Below are 14,245 nucleotides of genomic sequence, written 5' to 3' on the forward strand. Positions count from 1 at the left end.
GCTCAGACGGGTGAGCGAGACACCACCGAACACCCTGCAATACCGCTTTGACGGGCCAGAAGAGGCTCCCGTCCTGATCCTGGGTCCCTCACTGGGTACCACATGGCACATGTGGGACCGCCAGATCCCCGAGCTGACCAAGCAGTGGCGCGTCTTCCGGTTCGACCTGCCCGGCCACGGCGGCGCTCCCGCGTACCCGGCGGGGTCGGTGAGTGACCTCACCACGCGGCTGCTGGCCACCCTCGAAGGGCTCGGCGTGCAGCGCTTCGGCTACGCGGGCTGCGCGCTCGGCGGTGCCGTCGGCATCGAGCTGGCCCTGCGCCACCCGGAGCGGCTCGCCTCGCTCGCGCTGATCGCCGCCTCGCCCCGCTTCGGCACGGCCGACGAGTTCCGGCAGCGGGGCGTGATAGTCCGCACCAACGGCCTCGACCCCATCGCCCGCAGCGCGCCCGAGCGCTGGTTCACCGGCGGGTTCGCCGCCGCGCAGCCCGCGATCACCGAGTGGGCCGTGCAGATGGTGCGCACCACCGACCCCGGCTGCTACATCGCCTCCTGCGAGGCGCTCGCCTCCTTCGACGTGCGCCCCGAACTCGGGCGGGTCGGCGTACCGACCCTGGTCCTGGTCGGATCGGACGACCAGGTCACCGGCCCGGCCGAGGCCCGCACGCTGGTCGCCGGCATCCCGGACGCCCGCCTCGCCGTCGTGCCCGGCGCCTCCCACCTGGTCCCGGTGGAGCAGCCCGGTGCGGTCACCGACCTGCTCGTGCGGCACTTCTCCACCGCCTGGCAGCCCGTCTTCGAGACCTCCACCGGCCAGAACGCCCTGCCCGCGGCCGCCCTCAAGCCGGTCCTGTCTCCCGCCCCGCCGCAGCCCCTGCAAACCGGGCCCGTCGCCGAGATCGCCCCGCTCGCCGTACCGCCGCAGGCCCAGGGCCGGCCCGACCCGTACGACGCCGGGATCAAGGTCCGCCGCGAGGTGCTGGGCGACGCGCACGTGGACCGGGCGCTCGCCCAGGCCGACGAGTTCTCCGGGGACTTCCAGGAGTTCGTCACCCGCTACGCCTGGGGCGAGATCTGGGACCGCCCCGGCCTGGACCGGCGCACCCGCAGCTGCGTCACCCTCACCGCCCTGGTCGCCGGCGGCCACCTGGACGAGCTGGCCTTCCACACCAGAGCCGCCCTGCGCAACGGCCTCACCCCGGGGGAGATCAAGGAAGTGCTGCTCCAGGCGGCCGTCTACTGCGGCGTCCCGGCCGCGAACAGCGCGTTCAAGGTGGCCCAGCAGGTCATCCGTGAGGAGACCACTCCCCAGGAGTGAGTCCGCGGGAAGGGCGCGGAGGCAGGATGGACCCATGAAGCTCACGAAGAAGTCGCACGCCTGCGTCCGTCTGGAGAAGGCCGGCCGGACGCTCGTCCTCGACCCCGGCGCCTTCACCGAGGAGGACGCCGCGCTCGGTGCGGACGCGATCCTCGTCACCCACGAGCACCCCGACCACTTCGACGAGTCCCGGCTGCGCGCGGCGATGGAGAGCAACCCGGCCGCCGGGATCTGGACCCTGCGGTCGGTCGCGGAGAAGATCTCCTCCGCCTTCCCCGGCCGCGTCCACACCGTCGGCCACGGCGACACCTTCACCGCCGCCGGCTTCGACGTCCAGGTCCACGGCGAACTCCACGCGGTGATCCACCCGGACATCCCGCGCGTCACCAACGTCGGCTACCTCCTCGACGGCGGCACGGTCTTCCACCCCGGCGACGCCCTCACCGTCCCCGACCACCCGGTGGAGACGCTGATGCTCCCCGTCATGGCCCCCTGGAGCAAGATCTCCGAGGTCATCGACTACGTCCGCGAGGTGAGGCCGCAGCGTGCCTACGACATCCACGACGCCCTCCTCACCGACCTGGCCCGGCCGATCTACGACCGGCAGATCGGGCAGCTCGGCGGCGCGCAGCACCTGCGGCTGACGCCGGGGGAGTCCGCCGAGGTCTGACGGGGCCGGGCGGCGTTGTCAGACCCGCCGGGTAGGTTGTGGGGCATGCGCATCGCGACCTGGAACGTGAACTCGATCACCGCCCGCCTGCCGAGGCTCCTGGCCTGGCTGGAGAGCAGCGGCACGGACGTGCTGTGCCTCCAGGAGGCCAAGGTCGCCGAGGAGCAGTTCCCCTCGGAGCAGCTGCGCGAGCTGGGCTACGAGTCGGCGGTCCACGCGACCGGCCGGTGGAACGGCGTGGCGGTGCTCTCCCGCGTCGGCATCGAGGACGTCGTCAAGGGCGTGCCCGGCGACCCCGGGTTCGACGGCTCGGTGGAGCCCCGCGCCATCTCGGCGACCTGCGGCCCGCTGCGCGTCTGGTCGGTCTACGTGCCGAACGGCCGGGAGGTCGACCACCCGCACTACGCCTACAAGCTCCAGTGGTTCGAGGCCCTCAAGGCCGCCGTCGCCGGTGACGCGGCGGGCAGCCGCCCCTTCGCGGTGATGGGCGACTACAACGTGGCGCCGACGGACGACGACGTCTTCGACCCCGCCTTCTTCGAGGGCTCCACCCACGTCACCCCCGCCGAGCGCGCCGCCCTGGCCTCCCTGCGCGAGGCGGGCCTGTCCGACGTGGTCCCGCGGCCCCTCAAGTACGACCACCCGTTCACGTACTGGGACTACCGCCAGCTCTCCTTCCCGAAGAACCGCGGCATGCGCATCGACCTGGTGTACGCCAACGCGCCCTTCGCGAAGGCGGTCAGCGACGCGTACGTGGACCGCGAGGAGCGCAAGGGCAAGGGCGCCTCGGACCACGCCCCCGTCGTCGTGGACCTGGACGTCTAGAGGCTTCAGGGCCGCAGCAGCCGCAGGTCGACCGAGTCCGCCAGGGCCGCCAGCCCCGCGTCGCCCGGGTGCAGACGGTCCCCGCTGTCGTAGGCGGGGAGCATCCGGGCGGGCCGCTGCGGATCGCGGACCACCGCGTCGAAGTCGAGCACGCCGTCGAAGGCCTCGCCGCCGCGGATCCACTCGTTCACCGCGACCCGCTCGGCGTCGACGGCGGCGGTGCACCGTGCCTCGCCCTCGCAGGGCAGGATCGTCGCAGCGAGCATCCGCAGCCCCCGGGCGTGCCCGCGCGCCGCCAGCTCGCGCAGCCCGGCGATCACCGCCTCCGCCGACGTGCCCCACCGCAGATCGTTGACGCCTTCGAAGACGACGGCCGTACGTGCCGACGGCTGGGCGAGGACGTCCCGGTCGAAGCGGTGCAGGGCGCTCACCCCGGCCGTGTCCGTGGACACCCCGTCACCGGGGTACCGGTCGGTGACCACGCGGTTGCCCGAGATGCCGAGGTTCAGCACGCCGTAGCGCGGGACGGCGCTCTGCTTCAGGAGCCGGCCGGCCAGGACGTTCGGCCAGCGCCGGTTCGCGTCCACCGTGGACTTGTCGCCGTCGGTGATCGAGTCCCCGAGCAGCACCACGGAGCCGGGGCCGCCGCTCACGTCGACCCCGGCGAGCAGCGGCCAGCGGGTGATCACCGAGGTGTAGGCCCCGGCGGCGGCGTCCGCCGCGTGGTCGCCGGCCTCGCTGACGTACGAGCGCTGCTGGGCGAGCCCGTGCACCGGCGCGGCCGTCACGGTCCCGGGCAGGTGGAAGCTCACCAGCAGATTGGCGTCCGCGGGCACGGAGAAGCCGAGCGGATCGCTGTACGCCTGGCCCCCGGCCGGGATCGCCACGCCCGCCGCACCGCCGAACGACAGCGCCACCGGGGTGCCCCGCGAGGCCGCCCCCGACGCCTGCACCGCGACCGTCGCGCTCCCGATCCGCACCGGAGCGGCCGCGAAGGTGTTGTCGAACCGAACGCGCACGCGGGGCCCTCCGGAGGACGTGTGCACGACCAGCCGCAGCGTGCGGTCCGTCCAGGGGCCCACGGCGGCGTAGCCTCCGGTGGCCGTGGTCCAGCTGCCCGTCCAGCCCTGCGTCGCGGTCCGCACCGACACCGCGAAGACGTGCAGCCCGGCCGCGCTCGGCAGCCGGACCGATCTCACCGCGCGCCCCGGCACCACCGGCACCGTCACGACGTACAGGCGGGCCTGCCGGGCGAGTTGGCCGCCGGGCGTGTTGATGTGCGGCAGGGCCACCGCCCTGGTCGCGAGCGGCCCGGTACGCCAGTCGGGCGCGGTCAGCCGGTACCCGGAGCGGGTGCCGTTCGCGTACGTGACCGTGCCCGGGCCGCCCACCTCCGTGCCGGCGGTGCCCGCCACGAGGAAGGCCAGGGCGTCCCCGCGGCCCGTGACCCGCACGTCCTGCCCGGCGGCGCGGACGTTGTCGGGTGCGCCGGGCCGGCGCTTCGGCCAGGTCAGCCGGGCGCCCTGCACGGTGAGCGCACGGCCGGGCGTCCAGCCCGCGGCCGTGAGGTCCCGCGCCGACAGGGAGGCGCCGGAGCCGTCGAAGTCGGCCTCCCCGGGCCGGCTGTCGTCACTGACGGCCACGTTGTCGAACAGCCGCTCCAGCGGCACCGGCGCCGCCCGCCCCCGCTCGGCGGCCTGCGCCGACACTGCCGGAACCAGCGACCCGCACAGGGTCAGGACGACCAGGATCCCCCGGACACATCGGCGCACGGCCGACTCCTCCCGCTCATCGACACACGACGCAACAGACGGAACGCAGAGACGAAAACCGAAGAGACAACGACAGCCGGGACACAAGACGCACGGTGAAGTTAGGGAGACGGGAGTGACCCGTCAACGCGCGCTGCGTGAACTCGGCCTGAACTCGACCGGGATCGGCGGACCCGCGCGCCCTGTGGTGCGTACGGCGGTACGAATGACACGCTGGGAGTATGAACATCCCTTTCCTGGGCAACCGGCGCCAGAAGGTCGGGTTCCCCGACCCCGCAGGCATCGCGGAACTCCTCGCCGAGTGCGAACTGCTCCGCTCCCAGGCGTACCGGGAGGGCGTCCGGCTGGACGACTCGGCGGCCTCCCTGGAGGCGCTCGACCAGCTCGTGCCGCGCTGGCGGGACGACGAGGAGACGCTGCCCTGGCTCGGCAACGACGCGGGGCTCTACCTCGGCACCGTCATCGTGCGCACGGTGCCGGGAGCCGCCTGGGAGATCCGCTCCGACGGGCAACCGGTCGTGCGTCTGGTCTCCGGCCGGGAGTTCGACGTCGTGGACTCCGGTCACGAGTGGGCGGTGAACGGGGTCCCCGAGCTGTCGCAGCTGTACGCCGAAGTCGCGGAGTCGTGAGCCCCATGACCGCAACCTTTGGCCCAATGTCCGACGTAAATACGGCTAATGATCGAAAAGTGCGTGTCGCCCGACAAGTTCGATCTTGCCTGGATACGTTGCGGCAACCACCACACAGCTGAGAGTGAGTAGGGCTGAGCATGGCCGTCGAGCCGCTGATCGAGCTGCGTGACGTCAACAAGCACTTCGGGGAACTGCATGTCCTGCAGGACATCAACCTCACCGTCGCCCGGGGGGAGGTGGTCGTGGTCATCGGCCCGTCGGGGTCGGGAAAGTCCACCTTGTGCCGGGCGATCAACCGGCTGGAGACCATCGAGTCCGGGGAGATCATCCTCGACGGGCAGCCGCTGCCGGAGGAGGGCAAGCCCCTGGCCCGGCTGCGCGCCGACGTCGGGATGGTCTTCCAGGCGTTCAACCTCTTCGCCCACAAGACCGTCCTGCAGAACCTCTCCCTGGGGCAGGTCAAGGTCCGCGGGCGCAAGAAGGAGGACGCCGACCAGCGCTCCCGCGAACTCCTCGACCGCGTCGGCGTCGCCGACCAGGCGGGCAAGTACCCCGCGCAGCTCTCCGGAGGTCAGCAGCAGCGCGTGGCCATCGCCCGCGCCCTGGCCATGGAGCCCAAGGCGATGCTCTTCGATGAGCCGACCTCGGCCCTCGACCCGGAGATGATCAACGAGGTGCTGGAGGTCATGAAGCAACTCGCCCGCGAGGGCATGACCATGATCGTCGTCACACACGAGATGGGCTTCGCCCGCTCGGCCGCCAACCGCGTCGTCTTCATGTCCGACGGCCGGATCGTCGAGGACCGCACCCCCGACGAGTTCTTCACCAACCCGAGCAGTGACCGCGCCAAGGACTTCCTCTCCAAGATCCTCAAGCACTGAACGGGCAGGCACCGGACGGCTCATCGGATCGGACCTCGACTACGATGTGCCCTTCATCCCTGTCGGAGAGGGGGACTTCGCCGAAGACCGCCGATCCCGCCGGGGGTGAGCAGACCGCCCGCCCGGTCCGCGGGGCACTTCCCACCGGGTGCGGCCCCCACGGCCCGTAGGCCACGGGGGCGGCGGTTCACATCGGCCAGGCCCGTCCGGCGGCAGCCGGAGATCACTGCTCGCGCAGCGGAACCGACACGTACGACGGGTCGTTCGCCGGTGAGGAGAAGGTCAGCTGCGCGCCGGACGGGTTGTGCTCGATGTAGAGCGGGTCGACCGTGTCGACGACCAGGGCGAGGCGATGCCCGGCCGGGACGTCGTAGGCCGTGGAGTACAGCTCCAGGTCGACGCCGAACGGCTTTCCGGGGGTGCGCCCGTGGAAGGTGTACGGCGCGTGGGTGACCAGCTTGCCGAGGCCGAGCGGCCCCACGTCGTACAGGTAGGCGACGAGGGTGCCGCTCTCCTTGGTCGGGGTGAGGGTCGTGTGCAACCTCGCCGTCCCGCGAACCTGTTGGGCCGTGGCCGACTTCTCCGACTGCCACACGGCGGCCCAGCGGCGGGGGAGCAGCGGGATGGAGGCCATGGGCGGCAGCCGGGCCACCTGGTCGAGGATGCTGGACAGGAGGACGACGCCGCCGTCCGCCCCCGAGTTCACGTTCGCGCGGATCGTCTTCGAGCCGCCGAGGGCGATCTTGCGGTCCGTCGGCCCCGCCGACTTCCAGTCCGGGTAGCCCTCGTAGCCGCCCGTGGAACGGGACTTGAGCTGGACGGGCTGCTCGCGGTCGATGCCGTTGTCCTCGCCCCTGAGGTAGTGGTCGAACCAGCGCTCGGTGTCCTTCCACACGTCGTTGGGCAGCCCGAACAGTCCGGTCAGCTCCGGGGTGGCGTGGTCTCCGGGCCGCATCTCCAGCCGCTTCGGACCGGTCAGCTTCTCGTAGAAGTCGGCGTACTGGTTGGGCGGGAAGACGCTGTCGCCCCAGGCGTTGGCGAGCATGATCGCCGCGCCGTTCTCGTTGATCTGGTCGACGTAGGTCGCAGCGGAACGTTTCTTCCCCCAGGCGATGAGCTCCGGCTCCTTCGCCAGGTTGGAGCTGTAGAAGTCGTCGAAGGTCTGGCGGAGTTCCGCGCTCTGGCGGCCCGTCACCACGCTCGCGCCGTCCAGCAGGGCGGCGGCCTGGAGGTGCTGCGTGCGCCCGGCGTAGATCGAGCCGGTCAGGTCGGCCCAGCCGCTGAGCGAGGCGACCGCCTTGATCCGCTTGTCGTGCGCGGCGGTGAGCAGGCTGATGCCCGCGCCGTAGGAGACGCCCGCCATGCCGATGTGCCCGGCGTCCGCGGGGGTGTGGGCGAGCGCCCAGTCGATCACCTTCGAGGCGTCGGCGACGTCGGGTGGTCCCGCCACTTCTATCTCGCCGCCCGACTGCCAGAAGCCGCGCACGTTGTAGGTGACCACGACGTACCCGGAGTCGGCGAGCTTCTGCGCCTGGGCCAGGTACTCGACCTGGGGCAGGCCCCAGCTCGTGGGCATGACGAGCAGCGGGTAGCGGTCGGTGCCACGGGCGCCGGCCGGGGTCACGACGTTGGCCTTGAGGACGGTGCCGCCGTCGCCGGCGATGTCGACGAAGCGGACGGGGTTCGGGGCGGCCTGGGCGGTGGGGGCGAATCCGAGGGCGGTGCCGGCGACCAGGGTCGCCGAGACGGCGCCTACGGCGGTGGTGCGCAGGGCCTTGCGGTGGGGTCCCACGGTCACTCCTCACTCGTGTCAGTGCAAAGTGACCGAACGGTAACCTCGACCCTTTACCAGGGGTAACCCGTCGGTAAGTTACGTGCCAGTAACGATTGTTGAGCAGTGGAGGAGTTCAGGAGGCTCGGTGTGTAGTGCGTGGAGCCGTCGCCGCGGCGGGCAGCGCGGTCTGCGCCGCCCGCGTCACGTCCTCCACCAGCTCGACCACGTCCGGGCCGTACGCCTGCGAGTTGATCACCTTGAGCAGCAGCACGAACGATCCGGTGCCGTACTTGCGGGTCAGACGCTCGTGGTTGCGGGCGAGATAGCGGGTGGCGGCCTGGTTGGTGATGGCCCGCTGGCCGCAGAAGAGGAACACGGGCCGGGCGTCCCGGCGGTCGCCGACGGTGAGCCGGGCCAGCAGCACGTACTCCGTGATGCCCGGGTCCATGCGGTAGCGCTCGCCGCCGATCTGGAAGGCGCCCCGGTCCGGGCCCGGTTCGGCGTCGATGTTGACGCGCACCCCGGGCAGCATGGCCGACATGTGCGCCATCATGCGGCGGTTCGACCCCGGGCCGCCCACACAGAACTCGGTGCGCTCCCCGAAGCCCTGATGCGCCGCGTCCTGGGTGACGACGTGGAGGTGCGCCCCGCAGTCCTTGATCAGCGCGGAGAGCTCAAGGAGCGCGTACACGTCGAAGCGATGGACCGCCGGTTCGCCCGCGGCCGGATCGCGGTTGACGACGAGCAGGGACTCGGAGTTCTCGGGCAGCCCGAAGAAGGCCTGCTTGCGCCGGAGTTTGCGCCTCCACAGGAACGTACGGGCGAGCCAGCCCAGCGCCGCACTGATGCCCGCCGCGATCACGCCCAGAACGATGTTGCGCACGTCGTCATTCATGGGCGCGCATGGTAGCGGGCCCGACGCACCGGTGTTCGACGCCTGCCTGACGCGGCCATGGTGATGAATTAAGCTGCGCGGACGGCCTTTGACTGGAGGTGCGGATGCGTCGCCCTGTCGCACGGAATCTGACGGTCCTGGCGGTTTCGGCCGCCGTGGTGGTGTCGGTGGGAGCGGCGGCGCCGCCACCCTCCGCGCAGAGCACCGGCGGTGGGAAAACCCCGCTGGCCGTCGGCTACGGGGGCGCTGTCTCCAGTGTCGACCCGGATGCCTCCGCCGCCGGGATCGAGGTCCTGAGGAAGGGCGGCAACGCCGTCGACGCCGCTGTCGCCACAGCCGCCGCGCTCGGCGTCACCGAGCCCTACTCCGCCGGCATCGGCGGGGGCGGCTACTTCGTGTACTACGACGCCAAGTCCCGCACGGTACGCACCATCGACGGCCGCGAGACCGCCCCCTTGAGCGCCGACAAGAACCTGTTCCTCGAGAACGGCAAGCCCCTCGCCTTCGCCGACGCCGTCAGCAGCGGCCTGAGCGTCGGCACCCCGGGCACGCCGGCCACCTGGCAGACGGCTCTCGACCGGTGGGGCAGCAAGCGCCTCGGGAGTGTCCTGAAGCCGGCCGAGCGGCTGGCGCGCGACGGCTTCACCGTCGACGAGACCTTCCGCTCCCAGACGGCGTCCAACGAGACCCGCTTCCGCTACTTCCCGGACACCGCCGACCTGTTCCTGCCGGGCGGACGGCTCCCGGTCGTCGGCTCCACCTTCAAGAACCCCGACCTCGCCCGCACGTACGCGGAGCTGGGGCACAAGGGCGTCGACGCGATCTACCGCGGCCGGCTCGGCCGCGACATCGTCGACACCGTCAACAAGCCGCCGGTGGACCCCGGGTCCGGCTGGAACGCCCGGCCCGGCGACCTGACCGCCAAGGACCTGGCCGCTTACCGCACCAAGGTCCAGGCGCCCACCAGGACCTCCTACCGGGGCCTCGGCGTCTACTCCATGGCGCCGTCCTCCTCCGGCGGTACGACCGTCGGTGAGGCGCTCAACATCCTGGAGCGGACCGACCTGTCGAAGGCGAGCAAGGCGAAGTACCTGCACCGGTTCATCGAGGCGAGCCGGATCGCGTTCGCGGACCGTGGGCGGTGGGTCGGTGACCCGGCCTTCGAGGACGTACCGACGAAGGAACTGCTGTCCCAGCGGTTCGCGGACTCGCGCGAGTGCCTGATCAAGGACGACGCGGTGCTCACGAGTCCCGTGGCACCGGGGGACCCGCGTAACCCCTCGCGCTGCGGCTCGGGGGACAAGGCGGCCCCGACGACGTACGAGGGCGACAGCACCACGCACCTGACGGTGGCCGACAAGTGGGGGAACGTCGTCGCCTACACGCTCACCATCGAGCAGACCGGTGGCAGCGGGATCACCGTCCCCGGGCGGGGGTTCATCCTCAACAACGAGCTGACGGACTTCTCCTTCGCCCCGGCGAACCCGGCCGTGCATGACCCGAACCTGCCGGGGCCGGGCAAGCGGCCGCGGTCGTCGATCTCGCCGACGATCGTGCTGGACCGGCACCACCAGCCCGTGGTGGCGCTGGGGTCGCCGGGTGGCGCGACGATCATCACGACCGTTCTGCAGACGCTCACCGGGTTCGTCGACCGGGGGCTGCCGCTGGTCGACGCGATCGCCGCGCCCCGGGCCAGTCAGCGGAACGCCGCGCAGACCGAGCTGGAGCCCGGGCTGTACGACAGTGATGTGAGGAAGGAGCTCGAAGCGATCGGGCACTCCTTCAAGGTCAACCCGGAGATCGGTGCCGCCACGGGTGTTCAGCGGCTGCAGGGCGGTAAGTGGCTGGCAGCCGCTGAGACCGTGCGGCGGGGTGGGGGATCGGCCATGGTGGTACGACCCGCGGGCTGAGTCGCCGGGTGCAGGCGCGCGGGGGCTGGTCGCGCCCCGCGGCGGAGCCGCGGATCGACACAGCCCCGCGCCCCTAGGAGGACGCTGCCGACACCTGCGTCGCGAAGGCCAGGTGTCCGTCCTCGACGTCCACCGTCACCCGGCCACCCTCCTCCACCCTGCCGTCCAGCAGCAGGCGTGACAGCTCGTTGTCCACCTCGCGCTGGATCGTTCGGCGGAGGGGGCGGGCGCCGTACTCCGGCTCGTAGCCGCGGTCGACCAGCCACTCCACCGCGCGGTCGGTGAAGGTCACCGTGATGCCCTTGCCCTGCACGAGGGAACGGGTGCGGTCCAGCAGGAGGTTGGTGATCCGGCGCAGCTGCTCCGTGGTGAGCTGGCGGAAGACGACGATCTCGTCGATGCGGTTGAGGAACTCGGGGCGGAAGTGCTCGCGCAGGGGCCGCAGGATCTGCTCGCGGCGGGCCTCCTCGTCCGCGTCGGCGCCGCCCGCGGCGAAGCCCGTCGTGGCGCCCCGGCGGGTGATGGCCTCGGAGCCGAGGTTGCTCGTCATGACGATGACCGTGTTGCTGAAGTCCACCGTGCGGCCCTGGGAGTCGGTCAGCCGGCCGTCGTCGAGGACCTGGAGCAGGATGTTGAAGACGTCCGGGTGGGCCTTCTCCACCTCGTCCAGCAGCAGCAGCGAGTACGGGTGGCGGCGCACGACCTCGGTGAGCTGGCCCGCCTCCTCGTGGCCGACGTAGCCGGGCGGGGCGCCGACCAGCCGGCTGACGGTGTGGCGCTCCTGGTACTCGCTCATGTCGAGCCGGACCATGCGGTCCTCGCTGCCGAACAGCGCCTCGGCGAGCGCCCGGGCCAGTTCGGTCTTGCCGACGCCCGTCGGGCCGAGGAACAGGAAACTGCCGATCGGGCGGTCGGGGGCCGCCAGCCCGGCGCGGGAGCGCAGCACCGCGTCCGAGACGACCCGCACCGCCTCGTCCTGGCCGACCACCCGCTGGTGCAGGTGCTCCTCCAGCCCCAGCAGCCGGTCCTTCTCCTCCTGGGTGAGGCTGGCGACCGGGATGCCCGTCTGCCGGGACACCACCTCGGCGATCGACTCGGCCCCGACCACCAGGTCCTGGCCCTCGTCGACCTCGCCCTCGCCGCCTGCCTCGGTGATCCGCTGCTTCAGCTCCACGATCCGGTCGCGCAACTGGGTGGCCTGCTCGTACTGCTCGTCGGCGACGGCCTGGTCCTTGTCCCGGGTCAGCTGCTCCAGCTCCCGCTCCAGGGCCCGTACGTCCGTGCCCTTGGTCCGGGCCCGCAGCCGCACCCGCGCACCGGCCTGGTCGATGAGGTCGATCGCCTTGTCGGGCAGGCGGCGGTCGGTGAGGTAGCGGTCGGACAGCTCCACGGCCGCGACCAGGGCCTCGTCGGTGTAGCGGACCTGGTGGTGGGCCTCGTAGCGGTCCTGGAGGCCGCGCAGGATCTCGATGGCGTCCGCGGCGGTCGGCTCCGGCACCATGATCGGCTGGAAGCGACGGGCCAGCGCCGCGTCCTTCTCGATCCGGCGGTACTCCTCCAGCGTGGTGGCGCCCACGATGTGCAGCTCGCCCCGGGCGAGGGCCGGCTTGAGGATGTTGCCGGCGTCCATGGAGCTGCCGTCGCCGCCACCGGAACCGGCGCCCACGACCGTGTGCAGCTCGTCGATGAAGATGATCAACTGGTCGGAGTGGGCGCGGATCTCGCCCACGATGTTGTTCATCCGCTCCTCGAAGTCACCCCGGTAGCGGGTGCCCGCGACCACGCCCGTGAGGTCCAGGGCGACCACGCGGCGCCCGATCAGCACGTCGGGCACGTCCGCCTCGGAGATGCGCTGCGCCAGCCCCTCCACGATGGCCGTCTTGCCGACCCCCGCGTCACCGATCAGCACCGGGTTGTTCTTGCCGCGCCGGGACAGGACCTCGACGGTCTGCTCGATCTCCTGGTCCCGGCCGATCACCGGGTCGATCCGGCCCTGCCGGGCCAGCTCGGTGAGGTCACGGCCGTACTTGTCGAGGGTCGGCGTGTTCGTCGGGCGCGGACGCTCGGACTGGGGGACCTCCGGCGCCTCGGGCGGCTCGGAGGGGGCGAAGCGGGCCGCGTTGAGGATGTGCCCGGCGGCGGAGTCGGGGTTCGACGCAAGAGCGCTCAGCACGTGCTCCGGGCCGATGTAGCCGTAGCCGCGGGCCCGGGCCATGTCGTGCGCGTCCAGCAGGGCCCGCTTGGCGGCCGGGGTGAGGGAGAGCGCGGTCGGCGGCGGGGCGTCGTCCGGGGTGTGCTGGGTCGGCCCCGACCGGTCGTCGATCTGCGACGCCAGCGAGTCGGGGTTCGCACCGGCCTTGGTGAGCAGGGTGCGGGTGGGTTCCGTGGCGAGTGCCGCCCGCAGCAGATGCTGGGTGTCGAGGTCCCGGCTGCCGTGCTCGGCGGCGTACTGGGCTGCGCCGCGGACGAGCTCCCGGGCCGGCTGGCTGAGCAGCCGCCCGAGATCGATCTGCCGGGGACCGGGGCGCGGTCCGCCGAAGAAGCGTGCGAGGAATTCTCCGAAGGGATCCGAGCCGTAGCCCTCCGGGCTGGTGAAGCCGCTGCTCATGGGCCTTCCGTTCCCGGCGTCCCCGGCGCGCGGGCGGGGGACGCCCTCGCTTGTCGACGTGCCGGGGTCGGGTAACCCGGGTGGCAGCCGGTTACACCTGGGGCGCGCTCGTACAACACCTTCGCACGATCGTCGGCGAGGGGCACCTTTGGGATGTGTCCGGATAATTCCGCCGGGTGTCAGCGTGCGGTCAGGATCCTCGGTCCCGAGTCCGTGATCGCCACCGTGTGCTCCGCGTGGGCCGCGCGGGAGCCGTCGTTCGTCTTCAGGGTCCAGCCGTCGGGGGCCGCGTGAAAGTCGTCCGTGCCGCCCGCGACGACCATGGGCTCGATCGCCAGCACCATGCCGTGCCGCAGTCGCATGCCGCGCCCGGGGCGGCCCTCGTTCGGCACCCCGGGGTCCTCGTGCATGCGGCGGCCGATGCCGTGGCCTCCGAAGCCGTCGGGGATGCCGTAACCGGCGCCCCGGCACACCGTGCCGATGGCGTGGGCGATGTCGCCGATGCGGTTGCCGACGACGGCCGCCCGAATACCGGCCGCGAGGGCCCGCTCGGCGGTCTCGATCAGGCGGAGGTCCGCCGCGCGCGGGGTGCCCACGACGAAACTGAGCGCGGAGTCGCCGACCCAGCCGCCCAGTTCGGCGCCGAAGTCGATCGAGACGAGGTCGCCGTCGCGCAGGCGGTAGCGGCCCGGGATGCCGTGCACGATCGCGTCGTTGACCGAGACGCAGAGGACGGCAGGGAAGGGGGTCGGTGCGAAGGACGGGCGGTATCCCAGGAAGGGCGAGGTCGCGCCCGCCTCGCGCAGTACGCCGTGTGCCACCTCGTCCAGCTCCAGCAGCGAGACGCCCACGTCGGCGGCCTTCTGTGCGGCCGTCAGGGCACGGGCGACGACTTGGCCCGCCTCGTACATCGCGTCGATAGAAGTGTCTGTCTTCAGCTCCATCATGCCAATTACTATA

11 protein-coding genes are annotated in these 14,245 nt (G+C 71.8%); 6 read left to right on the top strand and 5 right to left on the bottom strand.

Annotated features, from left to right (window positions below; all coding sequences use genetic code 11):
• The first annotated feature begins 10 nt into the window (after positions 1 to 10).
• Genes pcaDC through RFN52_RS32740 form a run of 3 tightly spaced genes read left to right on the top strand, consistent with a single transcriptional unit; the run spans position 11 to position 2,813 of the window.
• The gene (pcaDC, locus tag RFN52_RS32730; RefSeq protein ID WP_184851687.1) at positions 11 to 1,318 is read left to right on the top strand and encodes a bifunctional 3-oxoadipate enol-lactonase/4-carboxymuconolactone decarboxylase PcaDC; all 1,308 of its coding nucleotides are present in this window, start codon (positions 11 to 13) and stop codon (positions 1,316 to 1,318) included.
• Positions 1,319 to 1,352: 34 nt separating this feature from the next.
• Positions 1,353 to 1,988 carry an MBL fold metallo-hydrolase gene (locus tag RFN52_RS32735; RefSeq protein WP_184851689.1) on the top strand — a complete coding sequence of 212 codons (636 nt, stop codon included), beginning with the start codon at positions 1,353 to 1,355 and terminating at the stop codon, positions 1,986 to 1,988.
• A 45-nt stretch (positions 1,989 to 2,033) separates the two neighbouring features.
• The gene (locus RFN52_RS32740; RefSeq protein ID WP_184851691.1) at positions 2,034 to 2,813 is read left to right on the top strand and encodes an exodeoxyribonuclease III; all 780 of its coding nucleotides are present in this window, start codon (positions 2,034 to 2,036) and stop codon (positions 2,811 to 2,813) included.
• A 5-nt stretch (positions 2,814 to 2,818) separates the two neighbouring features.
• On the opposite strand, the gene RFN52_RS32745 is transcribed toward RFN52_RS32740, so the two are convergent.
• Positions 2,819 to 4,585 carry an SGNH/GDSL hydrolase family protein gene (locus RFN52_RS32745; protein WP_184851693.1) on the bottom strand — a complete coding sequence of 589 codons (1,767 nt, stop codon included), beginning with the start codon at positions 4,583 to 4,585 and terminating at the stop codon, positions 2,819 to 2,821.
• 221 nt (positions 4,586 to 4,806) lie between these two features.
• Here RFN52_RS32745 and RFN52_RS32750 point away from each other — a divergent pair, with 221 nt between their 5' ends.
• Together RFN52_RS32750 and RFN52_RS32755 are read left to right on the top strand one after the other, a co-directional pair.
• The gene (locus tag RFN52_RS32750) at positions 4,807 to 5,214 is read left to right on the top strand and encodes a DUF6278 family protein (protein ID WP_062930051.1); all 408 of its coding nucleotides are present in this window, start codon (positions 4,807 to 4,809) and stop codon (positions 5,212 to 5,214) included.
• Between the two features lie 140 nt (positions 5,215 to 5,354).
• Positions 5,355 to 6,098 carry an amino acid ABC transporter ATP-binding protein gene (locus tag RFN52_RS32755; RefSeq protein WP_184851695.1) on the top strand — a complete coding sequence of 248 codons (744 nt, stop codon included), beginning with the start codon at positions 5,355 to 5,357 and terminating at the stop codon, positions 6,096 to 6,098.
• Between the two features lie 223 nt (positions 6,099 to 6,321).
• Here RFN52_RS32755 and RFN52_RS32760 read toward each other — a convergent pair whose 3' ends face one another.
• Complete coding sequence (locus RFN52_RS32760; protein WP_184851697.1) at positions 6,322 to 7,890, bottom strand: CocE/NonD family hydrolase; 1,569 nt, start codon at positions 7,888 to 7,890, stop codon at positions 6,322 to 6,324.
• Between the two features lie 115 nt (positions 7,891 to 8,005).
• The gene (locus tag RFN52_RS32765) at positions 8,006 to 8,767 is read right to left on the bottom strand and encodes a hypothetical protein (protein ID WP_184851699.1); all 762 of its coding nucleotides are present in this window, start codon (positions 8,765 to 8,767) and stop codon (positions 8,006 to 8,008) included.
• Positions 8,768 to 8,871: 104 nt separating this feature from the next.
• Here RFN52_RS32765 and ggt point away from each other — a divergent pair, with 104 nt between their 5' ends.
• Positions 8,872 to 10,677 (top strand): gamma-glutamyltransferase, encoded by a 1,806-nt coding sequence (ggt, locus tag RFN52_RS32770; RefSeq protein ID WP_184851701.1) that lies wholly within the window; start codon positions 8,872 to 8,874, stop codon positions 10,675 to 10,677.
• 73 nt (positions 10,678 to 10,750) lie between these two features.
• Here the strand turns inward: ggt and RFN52_RS32775 are convergent, their stop codons facing one another.
• Positions 10,751 to 13,285 carry an ATP-dependent Clp protease ATP-binding subunit gene (locus RFN52_RS32775; protein WP_184851703.1) on the bottom strand — a complete coding sequence of 845 codons (2,535 nt, stop codon included), beginning with the start codon at positions 13,283 to 13,285 and terminating at the stop codon, positions 10,751 to 10,753.
• A 179-nt stretch (positions 13,286 to 13,464) separates the two neighbouring features.
• Positions 13,465 to 14,232 carry a type I methionyl aminopeptidase gene (gene map / locus RFN52_RS32780; protein WP_184851705.1) on the bottom strand — a complete coding sequence of 256 codons (768 nt, stop codon included), beginning with the start codon at positions 14,230 to 14,232 and terminating at the stop codon, positions 13,465 to 13,467.
• Positions 14,233 to 14,245 lie beyond the last annotated feature (13 nt).

Origin of the sequence: Streptomyces collinus (assembly GCF_031348265.1) — a bacterium.
Classification (GTDB): Bacteria; Actinomycetota; Actinomycetes; order Streptomycetales; family Streptomycetaceae; genus Streptomyces; species Streptomyces collinus.

Bases quoted from the DNA above. Each gene is read 5' to 3' on its own strand.
- RFN52_RS32735 (WP_184851689.1), top strand. From the start codon at position 1,353: ATGAAGCTCACGAAGAAGTCGCACGCCTGCGTCCGTCTGGAGAAGGCC.
- RFN52_RS32740 (WP_184851691.1), top strand. From the start codon at position 2,034: ATGCGCATCGCGACCTGGAACGTGAACTCGATCACCGCCCGCCTGCCG.
- RFN52_RS32750 (WP_062930051.1), top strand. From the start codon at position 4,807: ATGAACATCCCTTTCCTGGGCAACCGGCGCCAGAAGGTCGGGTTCCCC.
- RFN52_RS32755 (WP_184851695.1), top strand. From the start codon at position 5,355: ATGGCCGTCGAGCCGCTGATCGAGCTGCGTGACGTCAACAAGCACTTC.
- RFN52_RS32765 (WP_184851699.1), bottom strand. From the start codon at position 8,767: ATGAATGACGACGTGCGCAACATCGTTCTGGGCGTGATCGCGGCGGGC.
- ggt (WP_184851701.1), top strand. From the start codon at position 8,872: ATGCGTCGCCCTGTCGCACGGAATCTGACGGTCCTGGCGGTTTCGGCC.
- RFN52_RS32775 (WP_184851703.1), bottom strand. From the start codon at position 13,285: ATGAGCAGCGGCTTCACCAGCCCGGAGGGCTACGGCTCGGATCCCTTC.
- map (WP_184851705.1), bottom strand. From the start codon at position 14,232: ATGATGGAGCTGAAGACAGACACTTCTATCGACGCGATGTACGAGGCG.